Source organism: Microbacterium sp. HSID17254 (assembly GCF_003989315.1).
Classification (GTDB): Bacteria; Actinomycetota; Actinomycetes; order Actinomycetales; family Microbacteriaceae; genus Microbacterium.
Genome location: NZ_RBLT01000050.1, coordinates 1 through 14,877, shown reverse-complemented (window position 1 = coordinate 14,877; position 14,877 = coordinate 1). Strand labels below are relative to the sequence as shown.

13 protein-coding genes are annotated in these 14,877 nt (G+C 70.9%); 6 read left to right on the top strand and 7 right to left on the bottom strand.

What is annotated here, in order from left to right:
* The 5 genes from D8M34_RS16455 to D8M34_RS16435 all read right to left on the bottom strand — a co-directional run.
* The coding region (locus tag D8M34_RS16455) for a dipeptide ABC transporter ATP-binding protein (RefSeq protein ID WP_148113068.1) at window positions 1–1,743 on the bottom strand (1,743 nt) is incomplete at its 3' end.
* The gene (locus tag D8M34_RS16450; RefSeq protein ID WP_126894539.1) at window positions 1,740–2,588 is read right to left on the bottom strand and encodes an ABC transporter permease; all 849 of its coding nucleotides are present in this window, start codon (window positions 2,586–2,588) and stop codon (window positions 1,740–1,742) included. The genes D8M34_RS16450 and D8M34_RS16455, both read right to left, overlap by 4 nt.
* The gene (locus tag D8M34_RS16445) at window positions 2,581–3,543 is read right to left on the bottom strand and encodes an ABC transporter permease (RefSeq protein ID WP_126894538.1); all 963 of its coding nucleotides are present in this window, start codon (window positions 3,541–3,543) and stop codon (window positions 2,581–2,583) included. Before D8M34_RS16445 ends, D8M34_RS16450 begins: the two co-directional genes overlap by 8 nt.
* A gap of 1 nt (window position 3,544) precedes the next feature.
* On the bottom strand, window positions 3,545–5,080 hold the full coding sequence (locus tag D8M34_RS16440) for an ABC transporter substrate-binding protein (RefSeq protein WP_081811588.1): 1,536 nt from the start codon (window positions 5,078–5,080) through the stop codon (window positions 3,545–3,547).
* A 132-nt stretch (window positions 5,081–5,212) separates the two neighbouring features.
* A complete protein-coding gene (locus D8M34_RS16435) occupies window positions 5,213–6,574 on the bottom strand; it encodes an MFS transporter (protein ID WP_126894537.1) in 1,362 nt (453 codons plus the stop codon).
* A gap of 152 nt (window positions 6,575–6,726) precedes the next feature.
* Between D8M34_RS16435 and D8M34_RS16430 the strand changes: the two genes are divergently transcribed.
* Genes D8M34_RS16430 through D8M34_RS16420 form a run of 3 tightly spaced genes read left to right on the top strand, consistent with a single transcriptional unit; the run spans window position 6,727 to window position 9,157 of the window.
* The gene (locus D8M34_RS16430) at window positions 6,727–7,377 is read left to right on the top strand and encodes a GntR family transcriptional regulator (protein ID WP_060922906.1); all 651 of its coding nucleotides are present in this window, start codon (window positions 6,727–6,729) and stop codon (window positions 7,375–7,377) included.
* Window positions 7,374–8,225 (top strand): SDR family NAD(P)-dependent oxidoreductase, encoded by an 852-nt coding sequence (locus D8M34_RS16425; protein WP_126894536.1) that lies wholly within the window; start codon window positions 7,374–7,376, stop codon window positions 8,223–8,225. The genes D8M34_RS16430 and D8M34_RS16425 overlap by 4 nt, the downstream gene beginning before the upstream one ends.
* 20 nt (window positions 8,226–8,245) lie before the next feature.
* Window positions 8,246–9,157, top strand: coding sequence for a phosphotransferase (locus tag D8M34_RS16420; RefSeq protein WP_126894535.1), 912 nt, complete (start codon window positions 8,246–8,248; stop codon window positions 9,155–9,157).
* Window positions 9,158–9,184: 27 nt separating this feature from the next.
* Here D8M34_RS16420 and D8M34_RS16415 read toward each other — a convergent pair whose 3' ends face one another.
* Window positions 9,185–9,772: a helix-turn-helix domain-containing protein gene (locus D8M34_RS16415; RefSeq protein WP_025104143.1), complete on the bottom strand. Its 588-nt coding sequence runs from the start codon at window positions 9,770–9,772 to the stop codon at window positions 9,185–9,187.
* A gap of 77 nt (window positions 9,773–9,849) precedes the next feature.
* Here D8M34_RS16415 and D8M34_RS16410 point away from each other — a divergent pair, with 77 nt between their 5' ends.
* The 3 genes from D8M34_RS16410 to D8M34_RS16400 are packed head-to-tail and all read left to right on the top strand — an operon-like array spanning window position 9,850 to window position 12,564.
* On the top strand, window positions 9,850–10,764 hold the full coding sequence (locus D8M34_RS16410) for an NAD(P)/FAD-dependent oxidoreductase (protein ID WP_029989520.1): 915 nt from the start codon (window positions 9,850–9,852) through the stop codon (window positions 10,762–10,764).
* Window positions 10,765–10,789: 25 nt separating this feature from the next.
* Window positions 10,790–11,056 carry a hypothetical protein gene (locus D8M34_RS16405; RefSeq protein ID WP_126894534.1) on the top strand — a complete coding sequence of 89 codons (267 nt, stop codon included), beginning with the start codon at window positions 10,790–10,792 and terminating at the stop codon, window positions 11,054–11,056.
* Between the two features lie 32 nt (window positions 11,057–11,088).
* Entirely contained in the window at window positions 11,089–12,564 is a 1,476-nt protein-coding gene (locus D8M34_RS16400; protein ID WP_126894533.1) for an APC family permease, read from the top strand.
* Between the two features lie 56 nt (window positions 12,565–12,620).
* Here the strand turns inward: D8M34_RS16400 and D8M34_RS16395 are convergent, their stop codons facing one another.
* Complete coding sequence (locus tag D8M34_RS16395; protein WP_126894532.1) at window positions 12,621–14,774, bottom strand: peptidase C14; 2,154 nt, start codon at window positions 14,772–14,774, stop codon at window positions 12,621–12,623.
* Window positions 14,775–14,877: the final 103 nt, after the last annotated feature.

Sequence of the window (14,877 nt, the reverse complement as noted above, 5' to 3'; positions counted from 1 at the left end):
GGCGGTCGTCGCGGGGACCGCGCCCGTCTGCCCGCCGTGGGTCTGCCAGAGCGCCGCGGCCTCCGCACGCCGTCGGCGCTCGAGGACCGGGTCGGCGACGGGGATCGCCGCCATGAGCCCGCGCGTGTACTCGTGCTGCGGATTCGCGAAGAGCGCGTCGCGCGCGCCGATCTCGACGATGCGGCCCTGCTGCATCACGGCGACCGTCGAGGACATGTACCGGATCACCGCCAGGTCGTGGCTGATGAAGAGGTAGGTGAGGCCGAGCTCGGCCTGCAGCTCCCGGAGCAGATTGAGCACCTGCGCCTGGATCGACACGTCGAGCGCCGACACCGATTCGTCGAGCACGAGGAAGTCCGGCTCCAGCACGAGCGACCGGGCGATGGAGACGCGCTGGCACTGTCCGCCGGACATCGAGCGCGGCAGCCGGTGCGCGAACTCCTCGTCCAGGCGCACGCGGTGCATGGTCTCGCGCACCTTCTCGGCGCGGGAGGCCCGGGTGCCGATGCCGTGAGCGCGCAGCGGCGCCTCGATGATCTGCGCGACGGTCTGCCGCCGGTTCAGGGCCGAGAACGGGTCCTGGAACACCATCTGCATGCGCTTGCGCAGCCGCCGCAGCTCCTCGCCGCCGAGGTCGTGCGGACGCTGCCCGTCGAAGACGACCGTCCCGCCGTCGATGCCGCCGAGCGCGAGCACGGCCTTCGACACGGTCGACTTGCCGGAGCCCGACTCGCCGACGAGCCCGACCGTCTCGCCGCGCCGGATCTGGAACGACACGTCGTCGACCGCGGTCACCCGGCGTCCGGAGCCGAGCGTGAACACCTTCGACACGCCCTGCACGTCCACCAGGACGTCGCCGGACTCCCGCGCCCGATCCACCGCGCTGATCGACCCGGCCTCGGCGAGCGGCTCCGTCCCGCGTTCGAGCACCTCCGCGGCGGTGCGGATGGGCTGCTGCACGTCCACCGTGAGGTCGACGACCGCGCCGAGGAGCGCCTGCGTGTACGGGTGCTCCGGGGCGGCGTAGATGCGGTCGACCGGGCCCTCCTCGACCACGCGCCCGTGCCGCATCACGTGGATGCGCTCGCAGAACCCGGCGGCGACGCCGAGGTCGTGCGTGATGAGCACGACCGCAGTCCCGTGGTCCTCCGCGAGCCGGTCGAGGAGGTCGATGATCCGGGACTGCGTCGTGACGTCGAGGGCCGTGGTCGGCTCGTCCGCGATGAGCACGGCGGGCCGGGACGACATGGCCATCGCGATCATGACGCGCTGCCGCATCCCGCCGGAGAACTCGTGCGGGTACTGGCCCAGACGCTCCTCGGGCAGCGGCACCCCGACCTCGGTCAGCAGCTCGACGGCCCTGGCGCGGGCGGCCGCCGCCGAGACCCGGTCGTGCAGCCGGATCGCCTCGACGAGCTGGTGCCCGATCGTGCGGACCGGGTTCAGCGACGACATCGGGTCCTGGTAGACCATCGCGATCTCGCCGCCGCGCACGCGGGTCATCTCCCGCGGGCTCAGCGTGAGCAGCTCACGGTCGCGCAGCCGGATGCTGCCGCCGAGGGTCGCCCCGTCGTTCAGCCGCATGATCGACAGCGCCGTGAGCGACTTGCCGGAGCCGGATTCGCCGACGAGGCCGATGCGCTCCCCGGGCCGCACCGCGAACGTGATGCCCTGGACGGGCATGACGTCCCCATAGGAGACGGTGAGGTCCTGCACCTGCAGGACGGGCATGAGGTCGGTCATCGGCCCCTCCCCTTCCGATCGCCGCCGAACTGGTCGGCGAGCACGTTGAGCAGCCAGATGGTGACGAAGATGAACAGGGCGGGGAACAGCACGTATCCGATGGACTGGTACATCTTCTGGTAGCCCTGCTGCACGAGCGTGCCCCAGGTGGCCTCGGGCGGCGCGATGCCGAGCCCGACGAAGCTCATCGACGCCTCCAGGAGGATCGCGTTGGCGGCGTTGATGGCCGCCTGCACGATGATCGGCCCCTTGGCGTTCGGGAGCACCTCGGCGAAGAGTAGCCGGCGCCGGGTCGAGCCGAACGCCACCGCGGCCGTGAAGTAGTCCTCCTGCAGTTCGCTGAGCACCGACGACCGCACGAGCCGCGCGGTGGTCGGCGTGAGGAGCACCCCGATGATGACGGCGAGCTTGACGGGGTCGGCGCCGAAGGCGGAGATGAAGACGAGCGCGAAGAGGATCTGCGGGATCGCCATGACCGTGTCGGCGAGGCGCATGAGGATCTCGTCGACCCAGCCGCGGGCGAACGCCGCCGCCATTCCCCAGGCGATGCCGAGGACCATGGCCACGAGCGTCGCGCCCCCGGCGATGAACACGGTGAGCTGGCCGCCGTAGAGCACGCGGCTGAAGAGGTCGCGGCCCAGCTCGTCGGTCCCGAAGAGGTGCGCCGCCGAGGGACCGGCGAACCGGTCGGACGACTGCGCCGCGGGGTCGTACGGGGCCAGGAGCGGGGCGAGCACGCAGATCAGCACGATCAGCGCAAGAAGTGCCACCGGAATCCGCGACGCGAACGCGATTCTGCGATGGGGACGCGCGGAGCGCAGCGCGAGGGTGAGGGTGTCAGCCACGGCTGCTCCTTGCACGAAGACGCGGATCGAGCACCCCGTAGAGGAGGTCGACGATGAGCGTGGTGAGGATGAACATCGCGGAGATCAGCAGCACGACCGACTGCAGCACCGCGTAGTCCCGCTTGAAGACCGCGTCGATCGCGAGCGACCCGAGCCCGGGGACGCCGAACACGTACTCCACGATCACCACGCCGCCCAGGGTGTAGCCGACGATCAGGCCGAGCATGGTGAGCCCGGGGATCAGGGCGTTGCGGAGCGCGTGGCCGAGCACGACGCCACTCGCCGACTGTCCCTTGCCCTTCGCGGTGCGGATGTAGGGGGCGTCCAGCACCTCGACCATCGAGGCCCGGAGGAACCGCATGAGCAGCGGCGCCGCCGCGAAGGCGAGGGTGAGACCGGGGAGGATCATGCGCACGAGGTTCTCGGCGGGGTCCTCCGCGAACGGCGTGTAGCCGCGGGCCGGCAGCACCTTGAGCTGCACGGCGAACACGACGATGAGCACGATGCCGATGAGGAACTGCGGAAGGGCCATGCCCGCGGTCGAGATCGCGGTGAGCACCCGGTCGACCACGCCGAGCGGACGCAGCGAGGCGAACACGGCGGCCGGGGTGGCGATGAGCACGGCCAGGAGCACGCCGATGAGCGTGAGCTCCAGCGTCGCGGGCAGGCGCTGGGCGATGAGCTCCGTCACCGAGTACTGGTTGAAGTAGGACTGACCGAAGTCGCCCGTGAAGACGCCGCCGATCCAGCGCAGGTACTGCTCGATGACGGGGGCGTCGAGGCCGGCCTCCTCCCGGAGCCGGGCGATGGTCTCGGCATCCACCCCCGGCGTCGAGCCGAGGCGGGTGATGACGGGGTCGCCCGGCAGCAGCCGGAGGACGACGAAGACGAGGAGCGAGGTGGCGATCAGCATCGCGATGCTGATCGCCACCCGCCGGAGGACGGAGAGGGCCACGTCAGCCCTTCAGCTGCGCGCCCTCGAGGTGCAGCTGTCCGCCGCCCTCGACCCACACGCCGTCGACCGCCGTGCTGGTGGCGGTGACGACCGTCGACTGCAGGGGCACGATGAGCGGCACCTGCTCGTTGATGATGGTCTGCACGGTGCCCCACTTCGCGGCCCGGGCGGTCTCGTCCGGCTCGGCCACGGCGTCGGCGAACGCCGTCTGGAAGTCGGGGTCGACCCAGTTGCACTCGCACCGCCCCTCCAGGTAGAAGTTCAGCGAGTAGGCCGGCTCGGGCGGGGTGGACTGGAAGTTCGGCACGATGTACCCGGGGTAGCTCTTGCCCGCGGGGTAGAACGCGTCGACCCAGGTGCCGATGTCGTTGTTGTCGATGGTCAGCGTGATGCCGATCTCCTTCAGGCTCGCCTGCAGGATCTCGCCACTCGTGTTCCACTCGGGGTACTGTCCGGCCACGCCCCACCAGGTGAGCGTGCTGCCCTCGGTCACCCCGGCCTCGGCGAACAGCTCCTTCGCCTTGTCCAGGTCGTAGGAGTAGTCGGTCAGCTCGCCGCCGAACCACGGGTTCACCTCGCCGAGCGCGTTGTTCGTCGGCGAGACCGTGCCCTGGCCGTAGTAGGCGGCGTCGAGGATGGCCTCGCGGTCGGTCGCGTACGCGAGGGCCTGCCGGGCGCGCACGTCGTCGAAGGGCGGCGACGTCGTGTCGATCTCCCACGACGGCCACTGGCTCGGGTTCTCGGGCTTCACCAGGGCGATGTCGCCGCCCTCCAGACCCGCCACGTCGCCCTGTGGCACGGACCACAGCACGTCGATGTCGCCGGAACGCAGACCGGTGACGGCGGCGGTGGACTCGGCGGCCTTCACGATCGTGATCTCGTCGAGCGCCGGAGCCTCGCCGAAGTACTCCGGGTTGGGGACGAGCGTGAGGCTGTCGTCCGGAGTGAAGGCGTCCACGACGTACGGACCGGTGCCGATGGGCTCCTTGTCGATGGTGTCGAGTGCGTCGACGTCGATCATCTTCACCCAGACGATGCCCGCGGGGAAGGTCGCGATGGGCTCGGACAGCGTCACCACGACGGTCTTCTCGTCCGGCGCGGTGACGTCGGTGACCATCGAGATCTTGTTCTTCTCCTGCGTCGCCGTGTCCGGGTCGAGGTAGTAGTCGAACGCGGCCACCGCGTCGTCGGCGGTGAAGTCCTCGCCGTTCGAGAACGTCACGCCGTCGCGGAGCGTGAAGGTCCAGGTCTTCTGGTCATCCGACGCCTCCCAGCTCTCGGCGAGATCGCCGACGACCTCGCCGGACTCGTCGGTCTTGGTGAGGCCGTTCCACAGCAGCGGGAACAGCACCTCCTCCCACGCGAACGTGCGGATGGCGGGATTGAGCTGCGGGATGCCCTGCGCGGCGGCGACGGTGAGGGTGCCGCCGTCCTGCGCCTGGCCGTCGGGGGTGGATGAGGTGCTGCAACCAGCGGTGATGAGCGCGGCGGTCAGCAGCATCGCTGCTCCGCCGAGCCGAACACGACGACGCGACATGGGTGCCTCCAAGGTCGGGTGGTGCTTCGGGTAAGGGTGTTGCGCTATAGCATGTAGCAAAAGGCAAACGGCGTCTAGAGCGAACCGGGCCGGCGGGGTCACGTTCTCGTCACGACCGCCGGCCCGAACCGGTCACCGGCGGGCGCTGGACGCTTCGACGGCGAGCGCGGGCGCCGTCGTGAAGTCCGTGCGGCGGCTGAGCACGAAGGCGATCGTCGCTCCGAGCAGCGTGAGCCCCGAGATGAGGAGCAGGCCCCACACCGCCGACCCCGTGGTCTCGCTGATCCAGCCGATCGCGTAGGGTCCCGCGAAGCCGGCGAGGTTGCCGACCGAGTTGATGAAGGCGAGGCCGGCCGCGGCCGCCGTGCCGGTGAGCACCATGGGCGGCAGGCTCCAGAACAGCGGGGTGGTCGAGAAGAGCGCCGACATCCCGACGCACAGCGCGGCGAGCGCGAGCACCGGCGTGCCCTGCGCCGCGACCGCCGCGATGAGCGACAGGGCGGTGATGCTGAGCGTGATGCCGATCTGCAGCGGGATGTTGCCCTGCTTCCGGGCGGCGCGCTCCCACGGCAGCATCACGAGGGCCGCGCACAGGTTCGGCGGCGCCACGAGCCAGCCGGTGGTGGCGTTCGAGAAGTCGCCCATGCTCTTCACGATCGTCGGCAGCCACATCCCCAGCCCGTAGGCACCGAACACGACGCCGAAGAAGAGCACGATGAGCGTCCAGAGGCGGCCGTTGCGGAAGACCTCGCCCAGCCGCAGGCGTCCGTGCCGCTGCTCGGTCGCCTGGGTCTCGGCGGCGAGCGTGTCGGTGATCCAGCGCTGCTCGGCGGGGGTCAGCCAGCGCGCGTCCTGGGGGCGGTCGGGGAGCCAGAAGAACACGACGAACGCGAGGAGCACGGCCGGGACGCCCTGCAGCAGGAAGACGAGCTGCCAGCCCTCGAGCCCCCACAGCCCGTGCAGCTCCAGCATCCAGCCGGACAGCGGCGCGGCGACCGCGTTGGCGATCGGGTTGGAGAGCACGAAGACGGCGAGCACCTGCGTGCGGTACTGCCGCGGGAACCACAGCGTGAGGTAGAGCAGCACGCCGGGGAAGAACCCGGCCTCCGCGATACCGAGGATGAAGCGCGCGATCGCGAACTGGGTCGCGTCCTGCACGAACGCGGTCAGCGCCGCGACGATGCCCCACGAGATCATGATGCGGGCGATCCACTTGCGGGCGCCGAACTTCTCCAGGAGCAGGTTGCTCGGCACCTCGAACAGCAGGTAGCCGATGAAGAAGATGCCCGCCGCGAAGCCGAAGGCGGCCTCGGTGATCTGGAGGGCGGCCGTCATCTCGAGCTTCGCGAAGCCGGCGTTGTTCCGGTCGATGTAGGCGACGAGGTAGAGCAGGCCGAGGAACGGACCGAGTCTCCAGATCGCCTTCTTCATCGCGGCGGCTCCCACCGCATCCTCCGCGGCGCGCGCCTGCGCGAGGGTCTCTCTGCCGGACATGACAACTCCTTCGTCATCGGTTTCGGGTTTTGCTATAGCATCTAGCACCGCGCGGCTCCTGTCCAGTCCCCCGCTCATGCCATAGCATCGACCGAGCGAAGGAGCCCCCGCTCGACGAGCACCGGGCCGCGCGAGATCGAGAAGGGCCCCGGATGCGCAGCGTGTCGGATCAGAACATCGCCGAGCAGGTCACGGACGAGCTGCGGGCGGCGATCCACTCCGGAGAGCTCGCCCCCGGCGAGCGGCTCGTGGAGCGCAAGCTCGCCGACCGTCTCGGCGTCAGCCACATCCCCGTGCGCGAGGCCCTGACCCGGCTCGCCGAGGAGCGCCTCATCACCCGCGAGCCCCGCCGCGGCGCCCGCGTCGCCCAGCTCAGCGCGCAGGACCTGGAGGAGATCTCGAGCCTGCGGATCGTGCTGGAGCAGTTCATGGCGATCCGGGTCCAGGAGCGGTGGAACGACGAGTCGGCGGCCCGGCTGGAAGCGATCATCCAGGCCATGGCGGCGGCGGCGCCGGGCGATGTGGCCGAGGTCCTGCGCCAGGACCGCCTCTTCCACGAGACCCTCGCCGACCTCGCCGAGCACCGGTTCCTCGACGAGCTCAGCGCCCAGCTCCGTGGCCGGATCGCCGGGTTCATCCAGGCGGCCAACTCCGCCCTCGACCCCGCCGAGCAGGAGGAGCACGTGCGCAGCCACCAGCAGATCGTCGACGCCATCGCGACCGGCGATCCGGAGCAGGCGCGCGCCGTGATCGCCGAGCACGTGACCAGGGCCGTCCGTCGCATCACGCCGTCGGCCGAATGAGCGCCGTGGCCGCGCGCACCATCGTCCTGACCGGAGCCTCGGACGGGATCGGAGCCGCCGCCGCCCGCCAGCTCGCCGGATCCCCGCACCGCCTGCTCCTCGTGGGCCGTTCGCCCGACAAGATGCGGGCCGTCGCGGACGAGACCGGCGCGGAGTGGTTCACCGCCGACTTCGCGCGCCTGGACGACGTGCGCGCGCTCGCCGCCCAGCTCGCGGACGCCGTGGGTGCAGCGGGCATCGACGTGCTGGCCAACAACGCCGGCGGCATCTTCGGCGACCGCACCCCCACGGTCGACGGGCACGAGAAGACGATGCAGGTGAACCACCTCGCCCCGTTCCTGCTGACGAACCTCCTGCTCCCGCAGCTGCTCGCCGCCCGCGGCGCGGTCGTGAACACCTCCAGCGTCGCGCATCGCCTCTTCGGGCATCTCGACGTCGACGATCTCGACAACACCCGCCGGCACTCCCCGAACAAGGCCTACGGCGACGCCAAGCTCGCCAACGTCCTGATGGCGAAGAGCCTGCACGAGAAGTTCCATGCGCAGGGGCTCAGCGCGGTGGCCTTCCACCCCGGCACCGTGGCGACGAACTTCGCCGCCGAGTCGTCGAGCATCATGCGCCTCGTCTACCGCACCCCGCTGCGCCGCCTCGTCCTCATCGGCAGCGACCGCGGCGGCGCGACGCTGCGCTGGTTCCTCGAGGGAACGCCGGGCGAGACCTGGGCCTCCGGCGGCTACTACGACGAGCGCGTCCTCAGCACCCGCGTGAACCCGCAGGTGCACGACCCCGCTCTCGCCGAGGCCCTCTGGCAGCGCAGCGCCGCGCTCGTCGGCGTGGCCGGGTACTGAGCGCCGTCTACGCTGGGGCGATGGCGCGCCTCGACTGGACCCAGCTCCCTCCCGCTCTCCGAGGCCGGATCGAGGAGTTCGCCGGTTCCCCGGTGGCCCGGGCGCAGTCGCAGGACGGCGGCTTCTCCGCGGGACTGGCCTCACGGCTGACCTTCGCCGACGGACGGCGGCTGTTCGTCAAGGCGGTGCAGGAGTCCGCGGAAGGCACGTTCGCGCTCTACGTGCGGGAGGCCGAGGTGCTCGGCGCGATTCCCCGCTCCCTCCCCGCCGCGCACCTCGTCGACGCCTTCACCGCGGACGGGTGGGCGGTGCTTCTCATCGAAGACGTCGAGGGTCGTCATCCGGAACGCTCGGCCACCGCGCCCGACACCGCGCACATCCTGGATGCGATCGCCGCCCTGGCCACCGCCGAGGCGCCGCGCACGCTTCCCCGCCTCGCCGACGAGCTGCACGACGACTCCGGATCCTGGCGGCGGCTCGAGGAGGCCGGGCTCCTGGAGACGACCACGCCGTGGTGTGCGCAGAACGTCGACCTCCTCCGCGCGGCGGCGGAACGCGTGGGCACCGCGGTCGCGGGCGATCGGCTCCTGCACGCCGACCTCCGGGCCGACAACATCCTCATCGAGGCCTCCGGCCGCGCACGGCTGCTCGACTGGCCGTGGGCGGCCCGCGGCGCGGGGTGGGAGGACGCCCTCCTCTACCTGCTCGACCTCCGCGTCGAGGACGCCGCAGCCGAGGTCGGCCCCCTGCTCGATCACCCGGCCTTCGCCGGGTCCACCACGGAGGACCACATCGCCCTCCTGTCCGCCGCGGGCGGCGCCTGGTTCGAGAAGTGCCGTCTTCCCGCGCCGGACGGGATGACGACCCTCCGCGACTTCCAGCGCCGGGAAGCGGTCATCGCCACCGACTGGATCGCCGAGCTCGTCCGCTGATCGCCCCCGAGGCGGGGGCCTCGGCCGTCACCCCTCGGGCTGCGCGCCCGACTCGCCCGCGTGGACTCGTTCGCCCTGTCGGCCGAACAGGCTGAGCACCTCGGCGGGCTCCCCGTCCGCGCTCCCGAACCAGTGCGGCACGTGCGTGTCGAACTCGGCGACCTCACCGGCTGCCATGCGCAGATCGCGCGTGCCGAGGATCAACCGCATGGTGCCGCTGAGCACGTAGAGCCATTCGCGCCCCTCGTGCGCCCGGGGACGCGGATTCACCTGACTCCCCGGGATGAGGATCTTCCAGGCCTGGACCGGACCGGCGTGCGGGGTCAGCGGCACGACGATCCGGCCGTGCACGCGGCGCGGCTTCAATCGCACGCGCGGATCGCCGACGTCGGGCGCCCCGACGAGGTCGTCCAACGGCACCCGGTGGGCGCGGGCGAGCGGGAGGAGAAGCTCGAGGCTCGGTCGGCGTTGCCCGGTCTCCAACCGCGAGAGCGTGCTCGTGGAGATCCCCGTGGCGTCGGCCAGGTCGGTCAGCGTCATCCCCCGCTGCTTCCGGAGCCACCGCAACCGCGGGCCCACGCCGTCGAGCGTCGCGTCGATCTCGTCCCCTTGCACGTCCTCAGTCTGGCCGCATTTCCCAGGAGCAGCAAAGAAGTTTGCCGGCCCGGCACCTCCGGGGCGACTCTCCTGGCATGAAGAGATTCGATGTGCTCATCGTCGGCGGCGGTGCCGCCGGCCTCAGCGCCGCCCTGGTCCTGCTCCGCGCCCGACGCACGGTCGCGATCGTCGATGCGGGGGAGCCCCGCAACGCCCCCGCGGCGCACCTGCACGGCTTCCTCTCCCGGGACGGCGCCGCGCCCGCTGCGCTGCTCGCGAGCGGTCGCGACGAGGTCGCGGGCTACGGAGGCACGATCATCGACGGACGCGTCGCCGAGCTGTCCCCGGGCTTCACGGCCACCCTCGACGACGGGCGACGGCTGGAAGCCCGACGGGTGCTGGTCACCACGGGCCTGCGCGACGAGATCCCCGACATCCCTCGTCTGCGGGAGCGCTGGGGGCGCGATGTGCTGCACTGCCCGTACTGCCACGGGTACGAGGTGCGGGATCGCGCTCTCGGGGTGATCGGCGGCACGGCTGCGTCGGTCGCCCACGCGCTCCTCATCGCCCAGTGGTCCGCCGACGTCGTCTACTTCCCCCACACCCGGCCGCTCACGGACGACGAGCGGGAACGTCTCGACGCGCGCGGCGTCCGGGTGCATCCGGGCGAGGTCTCCCGCCTCATCGTCGAGGCCGACCGCCTCCAGAGCGTGGAGCTGAGCGACGGCACGCACGTCGAGCGCGCCGCGGTGTTCGTCCGCCCCGAGATGCGCGCTCACGACGCCCTCCTCCACGTTCTCGGCTGCGAGACCGACGAGAACGGGTGGGTCCGGCACGATGCCGGCGGGCGCACGAGCGTGCCAGGGGTCTCCGTCGCCGGGAACGTCGCCGATCCGCGCGCGCAGCTCATCACCGCGGCCGGGCAGGGCTCCGCCGCCGCGATCGCTCTCAACGCCGACCTCACCGACGACGACCTCGCCGCCCAGCTCGCGACCCACCGCGGCGCCTGACCCCCGAGAGAGAAGGAACACAGCAATGTCCACAGCACCCGCCCCGACAGCGACCCCCGTCCCCCCGCCCACGCAGCACCAGCTCGCGCTGATGATCTGGATCGCCGTCTTCCCGACCCTCACGGTCTTGAACCTCGTCCTCGCCGCGCCGCTTTCCGGACTCCCGATCGTCGTGCGCACGCTGGTGCTCGTCACCATCGCCGTCCCCCTCGTGATCTACCTGGAGATGCCGCTGCTGCACCGCGTCCGCCCCCGGATCCACGGTCTTGTGACGGCGCGTCGGCGAAGGTAACGTTCTCCCGTTCCTGACGAGAGAAGGCGACGATGCCCCGGACAGATCGACCCCGTTCCACGACGTCCGTGTGGCGCCGCAAGCCCGTCAGCGACATGACGGAGGAGTCGGGCGGGAGCGGTCTGTTCCGGACGCTCGGGCTCTGGCAGCTCACCGCGATCGGCGTGGGCGGCATCGTCGGCGTCGGGATCTTCTCGCTCGCCGGGCTCGTCGCCCACGGCGATGCGACGACTCCCGCCGTGGGCCCCGCCGTCGTCCTCTCCTTCCTCATCGCCGGGCTCGCGTCGGCAGCGGCCGCGCTGTCGTACGCGGAGTTCGCCGGCATGATCCCGCGGGCCGGTTCCGCCTACAGCTACGGCTACGTCGCGCTCGGCGAGCTCGTCGGCTGGTTCATCGGCTGGGACCTGCTCCTGGAGTACGTCGCCATCGTCGCCGTCGTCGCGATCGGCATCTCCGGCTATCTGGACGCGTTCCTCTCCGGATTCGGGCTGGAGCTGCCGACCGCGATCACGGAGACCGCCGACCAGCCAGGGGGTGTGGTCAACATCCCGGCCATCCTCATCTGCCTGTTCGTGACGTTCCTGCTGAGCCGCGGCACCCGCACGTTCGGCCGCTTCGAACTCGTCGCCGTGGCCATCAAGATCCTCCTCGTGGTGTTCATCGTCGTCCTCGGCGTCTTCTTCATCGACCCCGCCAACTACGACCCCTTCCTGCCGAACGGCTTCGGCCCCGTCTTCACAGGTGCCGCGACGGTGTTCTTCGCGGTGTTCGGCTACGACGCGATGAGCACGGCCGCCGAGGAGGCGAAGGACGGGCGTCGGCACATGCCGAAGGCGATCATCCTGTCCCTCGTGATCGCCATGGTGCTCTATGTCGCCGCGACGCTCGTGCTCACGGGCATGCAGAACTACCAGGACATCGATCCGAAGGCGGGCTTCGCCTCGGCGTTCACGGGTGTGGGGCTCCCGGTCGTGGCTTCCGTGATCTCGGTGTTCGCCGTCGTGTCGATCCTCACCGTCATGCTCACGTTCCTGCTCGGCGCCACCCGGGTGTGGTTCAGCATGAGCCGCGACGGACTGCTCCCCGGCTGGTTCGCGCGGGTCGACCGCCGCGGCGTCCCGCAGCGGGTCACCTGGATCGCCGGGCTGGGCGCGGCGTTCTTCGCGGGCGTGTTCCCCATCCGCGCCGTCGCCGACCTCACGAACATCGGCATCCTCGCCGCCTTCGTCGTCGTCTGCATCGCCGTGATCGTGTTCCGCTACACCAAGCCGGATGCGCCCCGGACGTTCCGGCTGCCGTTCATGCCCGTGGTCCCGATCGTCGGCGTGGGCTTCTCGCTCTTCCTCATCTCGCAGCTCCACCCCGAGACGTGGCTCCGGTTCGGGGTCTGGCTCGTGATCGGACTCGTCGTGTACTTCGCCTACAGCCGTCGGCACTCGCTCCTGAACCCGGACAGCCCCCGGCACCGCCCGGGCACGACTTCGGAGACCCCCGGCGACACGCCGTAGACGGGGCCGAGGAGGCGGCGGGTCGCGCCGCAGCTCCGAAGTCGTGCCCGGCGGGATCAGCCGACGACGAGGTTGGCGGTGTCGACGACGCGGTCGCCCTCGGCGGGGAACGCCGTGCGGGTGACGCCGGCCTCCACGTTGCCGGTGTGCAGCAGCGTCGACCCGGCCCCGAACGCGTCGTCGCGGAGCTCCAGGGCGCCGCCCTCGAACCGGTTGCCGACCGCGCGGTAGTGGGTCGCTCCGCTCGTCACGGCGACGTGCGTGGTCGCCCCCTCGGCGCGGAACGTGCTGTCGGAGAGGGTCAGGTGCAGCTCGCCCGCACCCGACCGCGACACCGTCGTCCCGCCCTTCGCCGACACCTCGGATCCCGCGATCTCGACGACCTGACGGTCCTTTCCGGCGGCCGCGATGCGGGCGTTGCGGAGCGTGGAGCCTTCGACGCGCAGCTTCGCCGTCGCCGAGGCGATGGGGGCGGCATCGTCGGCGCCGGAGAGGGTCGAGCCGCGGAAGGTGACCGCACCCGGACCGTTGATCTTCATGCCACCGACGCGGTCAAGCACCGTGTCGACGAAGGTCACCGGCGTCGTCACCGTCGCGTTGGTGAGCTCGCCGGGAGCGACGAACGTGAAGTGCGAGTCGGCGATCACGGTCGGCCGGGCGGAGTTGTCGGAGGCCTGGGTGATGATGAGCGTGTCCGAGGCGGTGCAGCCGCGCAGCTGCGCGCCGTCCGCGTTGATCCACAGCATCCCGGAGCCCGCGAGCGAGGGCTTGCCGATCACCTGCACGTCCTCCAGCGTCAGGTCGGTGATGCGCACGCGCGCGACGAACCACGAGCACACGTGCTTGCGGACGGTGATGCGCTTGGCCGCCGAGCCCCACGCCGCCCCGGAGTTCGCGAAGGTCATGAGACCGGAGTTGCCCGTGTAGGTGAGGTCGTGCTCGTACTGGCCGTGCGTGACGAAGGGACCCTGGTCGTCGCCGTCGCCGTGGCAGTTCTCCACGAGGCAGTAGGCGCTCGCGGTGAAGTCGTTGAGGTGCCGGGCGTTGGCGGTGTGGCAGTTGGCGACATACCCGTACAGGCAGTAGATCTGCTGCGTCAGGTAGCCGGCTCCACCCCACGTGACGGAGGTCGGGTTCTTCAGCGTGCAGCTCTCCGTGGTGAAGTACGTGTTCCACCGGCGCTGGATCAGCGGCCAGAAGGTCGCCGTGCCGTCGATGTGGTCCACGTCGCAGCGCACCGCGTACTCGAAGGCCAGCGGGTGCGACCCCGTGTACTCGTCCGTCCCCTTGCCGAGGAACTTCAAGTTCGACACCGTCACGTCCTGCACCGGCTTCACGTGCCGCCAGGTCATCGTGCGGTCCTTGCCGAGCGGCCAGCCGTTCTTGTAGTTCACGCGGATGTGCCGACCGTCGACGATCTGGGTCACCTGGACCAGCCGCTGCAGCTCGCGCTCCCAGCGACCAGACAGCGCGTTGACCTCGGCGGCGTACCACTCCCCGACCGCGAAGAACGACGAGTCGGCGACGGGGAAGATGTCGGCGAGGTCGGGCACGTCCTCGCCGAGCTTCGCCTCCTGCACCGCGTCGGTCACCTCGCCGCGGAAGAACATGACGGCCGCGAAGGGGTCGTCCTTCCCGGCGTTCTCGATGCCCTCGGTCGTCATCAGGTGATTCCCGAAGTCGAACGCGATGTTGGACCGGGAGAACTTATGGCGGCGGACGAAGTTGAGGTCGGTGTGCGCCTCCACGCGCCGCACCCGGGCGTCGCCCACCATCGCGTCGAGCGCGTCGTCCGCGGGCGCGGAGGCGTCCATGATGCCGAACTTCCGGAAGTCGACCGTGCCGTCGTGCACGAGCACCCAGGCGCCGCCCTTCGGCCCCGCGAGCACCGTGCCGCCGTTGGCCGCGGGGGCGTCCTTCTTCACGAAGCGGTACAGCCCGTCACCGCCGTCGCCGGGGGCCGCGTAGCCGCTCGTGCGCACGAGGTCGCCGTCCTTGCCCTTGCGCGTCGCGAGGGCGGTGGCGACGCCTCCGTGCGCGACGTTCTTCGAGCCCGACGACTCCTGCGGCACGACGGGTCCGGCGGCCTGGGCGGCGGCGGGGGCGCCGATCGCGGCGACCCCGCCCAGGGCGGCGGCGCCGAAACCGGCGAGCAGCATCCGTCGACTGCGCATCGCCGCGGTCTCGGTGGTGGTGTCCAGCTGGGTCATGCTCATCCTCCTTGCGGCGTCCTCGCCGCGGTCAGGCGTCCGGCCCTCGGCCGGATCGCGGTCACCGATCAGTCCCCGATCCCCAGCGCTCTCCGAGCGGATA

Bases quoted from the DNA above. Each gene is read 5' to 3' on its own strand.
- D8M34_RS16400 (WP_126894533.1), top strand. From the start codon at position 11,089: ATGCCCCGGACAGATCGACCCCGTTCCACGACGTCCGTGTGGCGCCGC.
- D8M34_RS16395 (WP_126894532.1), bottom strand. From the start codon at position 14,774: ATGACCCAGCTGGACACCACCACCGAGACCGCGGCGATGCGCAGTCGA.
- D8M34_RS16440 (WP_081811588.1), bottom strand. From the start codon at position 5,080: ATGTCGCGTCGTCGTGTTCGGCTCGGCGGAGCAGCGATGCTGCTGACC.
- D8M34_RS16420 (WP_126894535.1), top strand. From the start codon at position 8,246: ATGGCGCGCCTCGACTGGACCCAGCTCCCTCCCGCTCTCCGAGGCCGG.
- D8M34_RS16405 (WP_126894534.1), top strand. From the start codon at position 10,790: ATGTCCACAGCACCCGCCCCGACAGCGACCCCCGTCCCCCCGCCCACG.
- D8M34_RS16425 (WP_126894536.1), top strand. From the start codon at position 7,374: ATGAGCGCCGTGGCCGCGCGCACCATCGTCCTGACCGGAGCCTCGGAC.
- D8M34_RS16410 (WP_029989520.1), top strand. From the start codon at position 9,850: ATGAAGAGATTCGATGTGCTCATCGTCGGCGGCGGTGCCGCCGGCCTC.
- D8M34_RS16435 (WP_126894537.1), bottom strand. From the start codon at position 6,574: ATGTCCGGCAGAGAGACCCTCGCGCAGGCGCGCGCCGCGGAGGATGCG.
- D8M34_RS16430 (WP_060922906.1), top strand. From the start codon at position 6,727: ATGCGCAGCGTGTCGGATCAGAACATCGCCGAGCAGGTCACGGACGAG.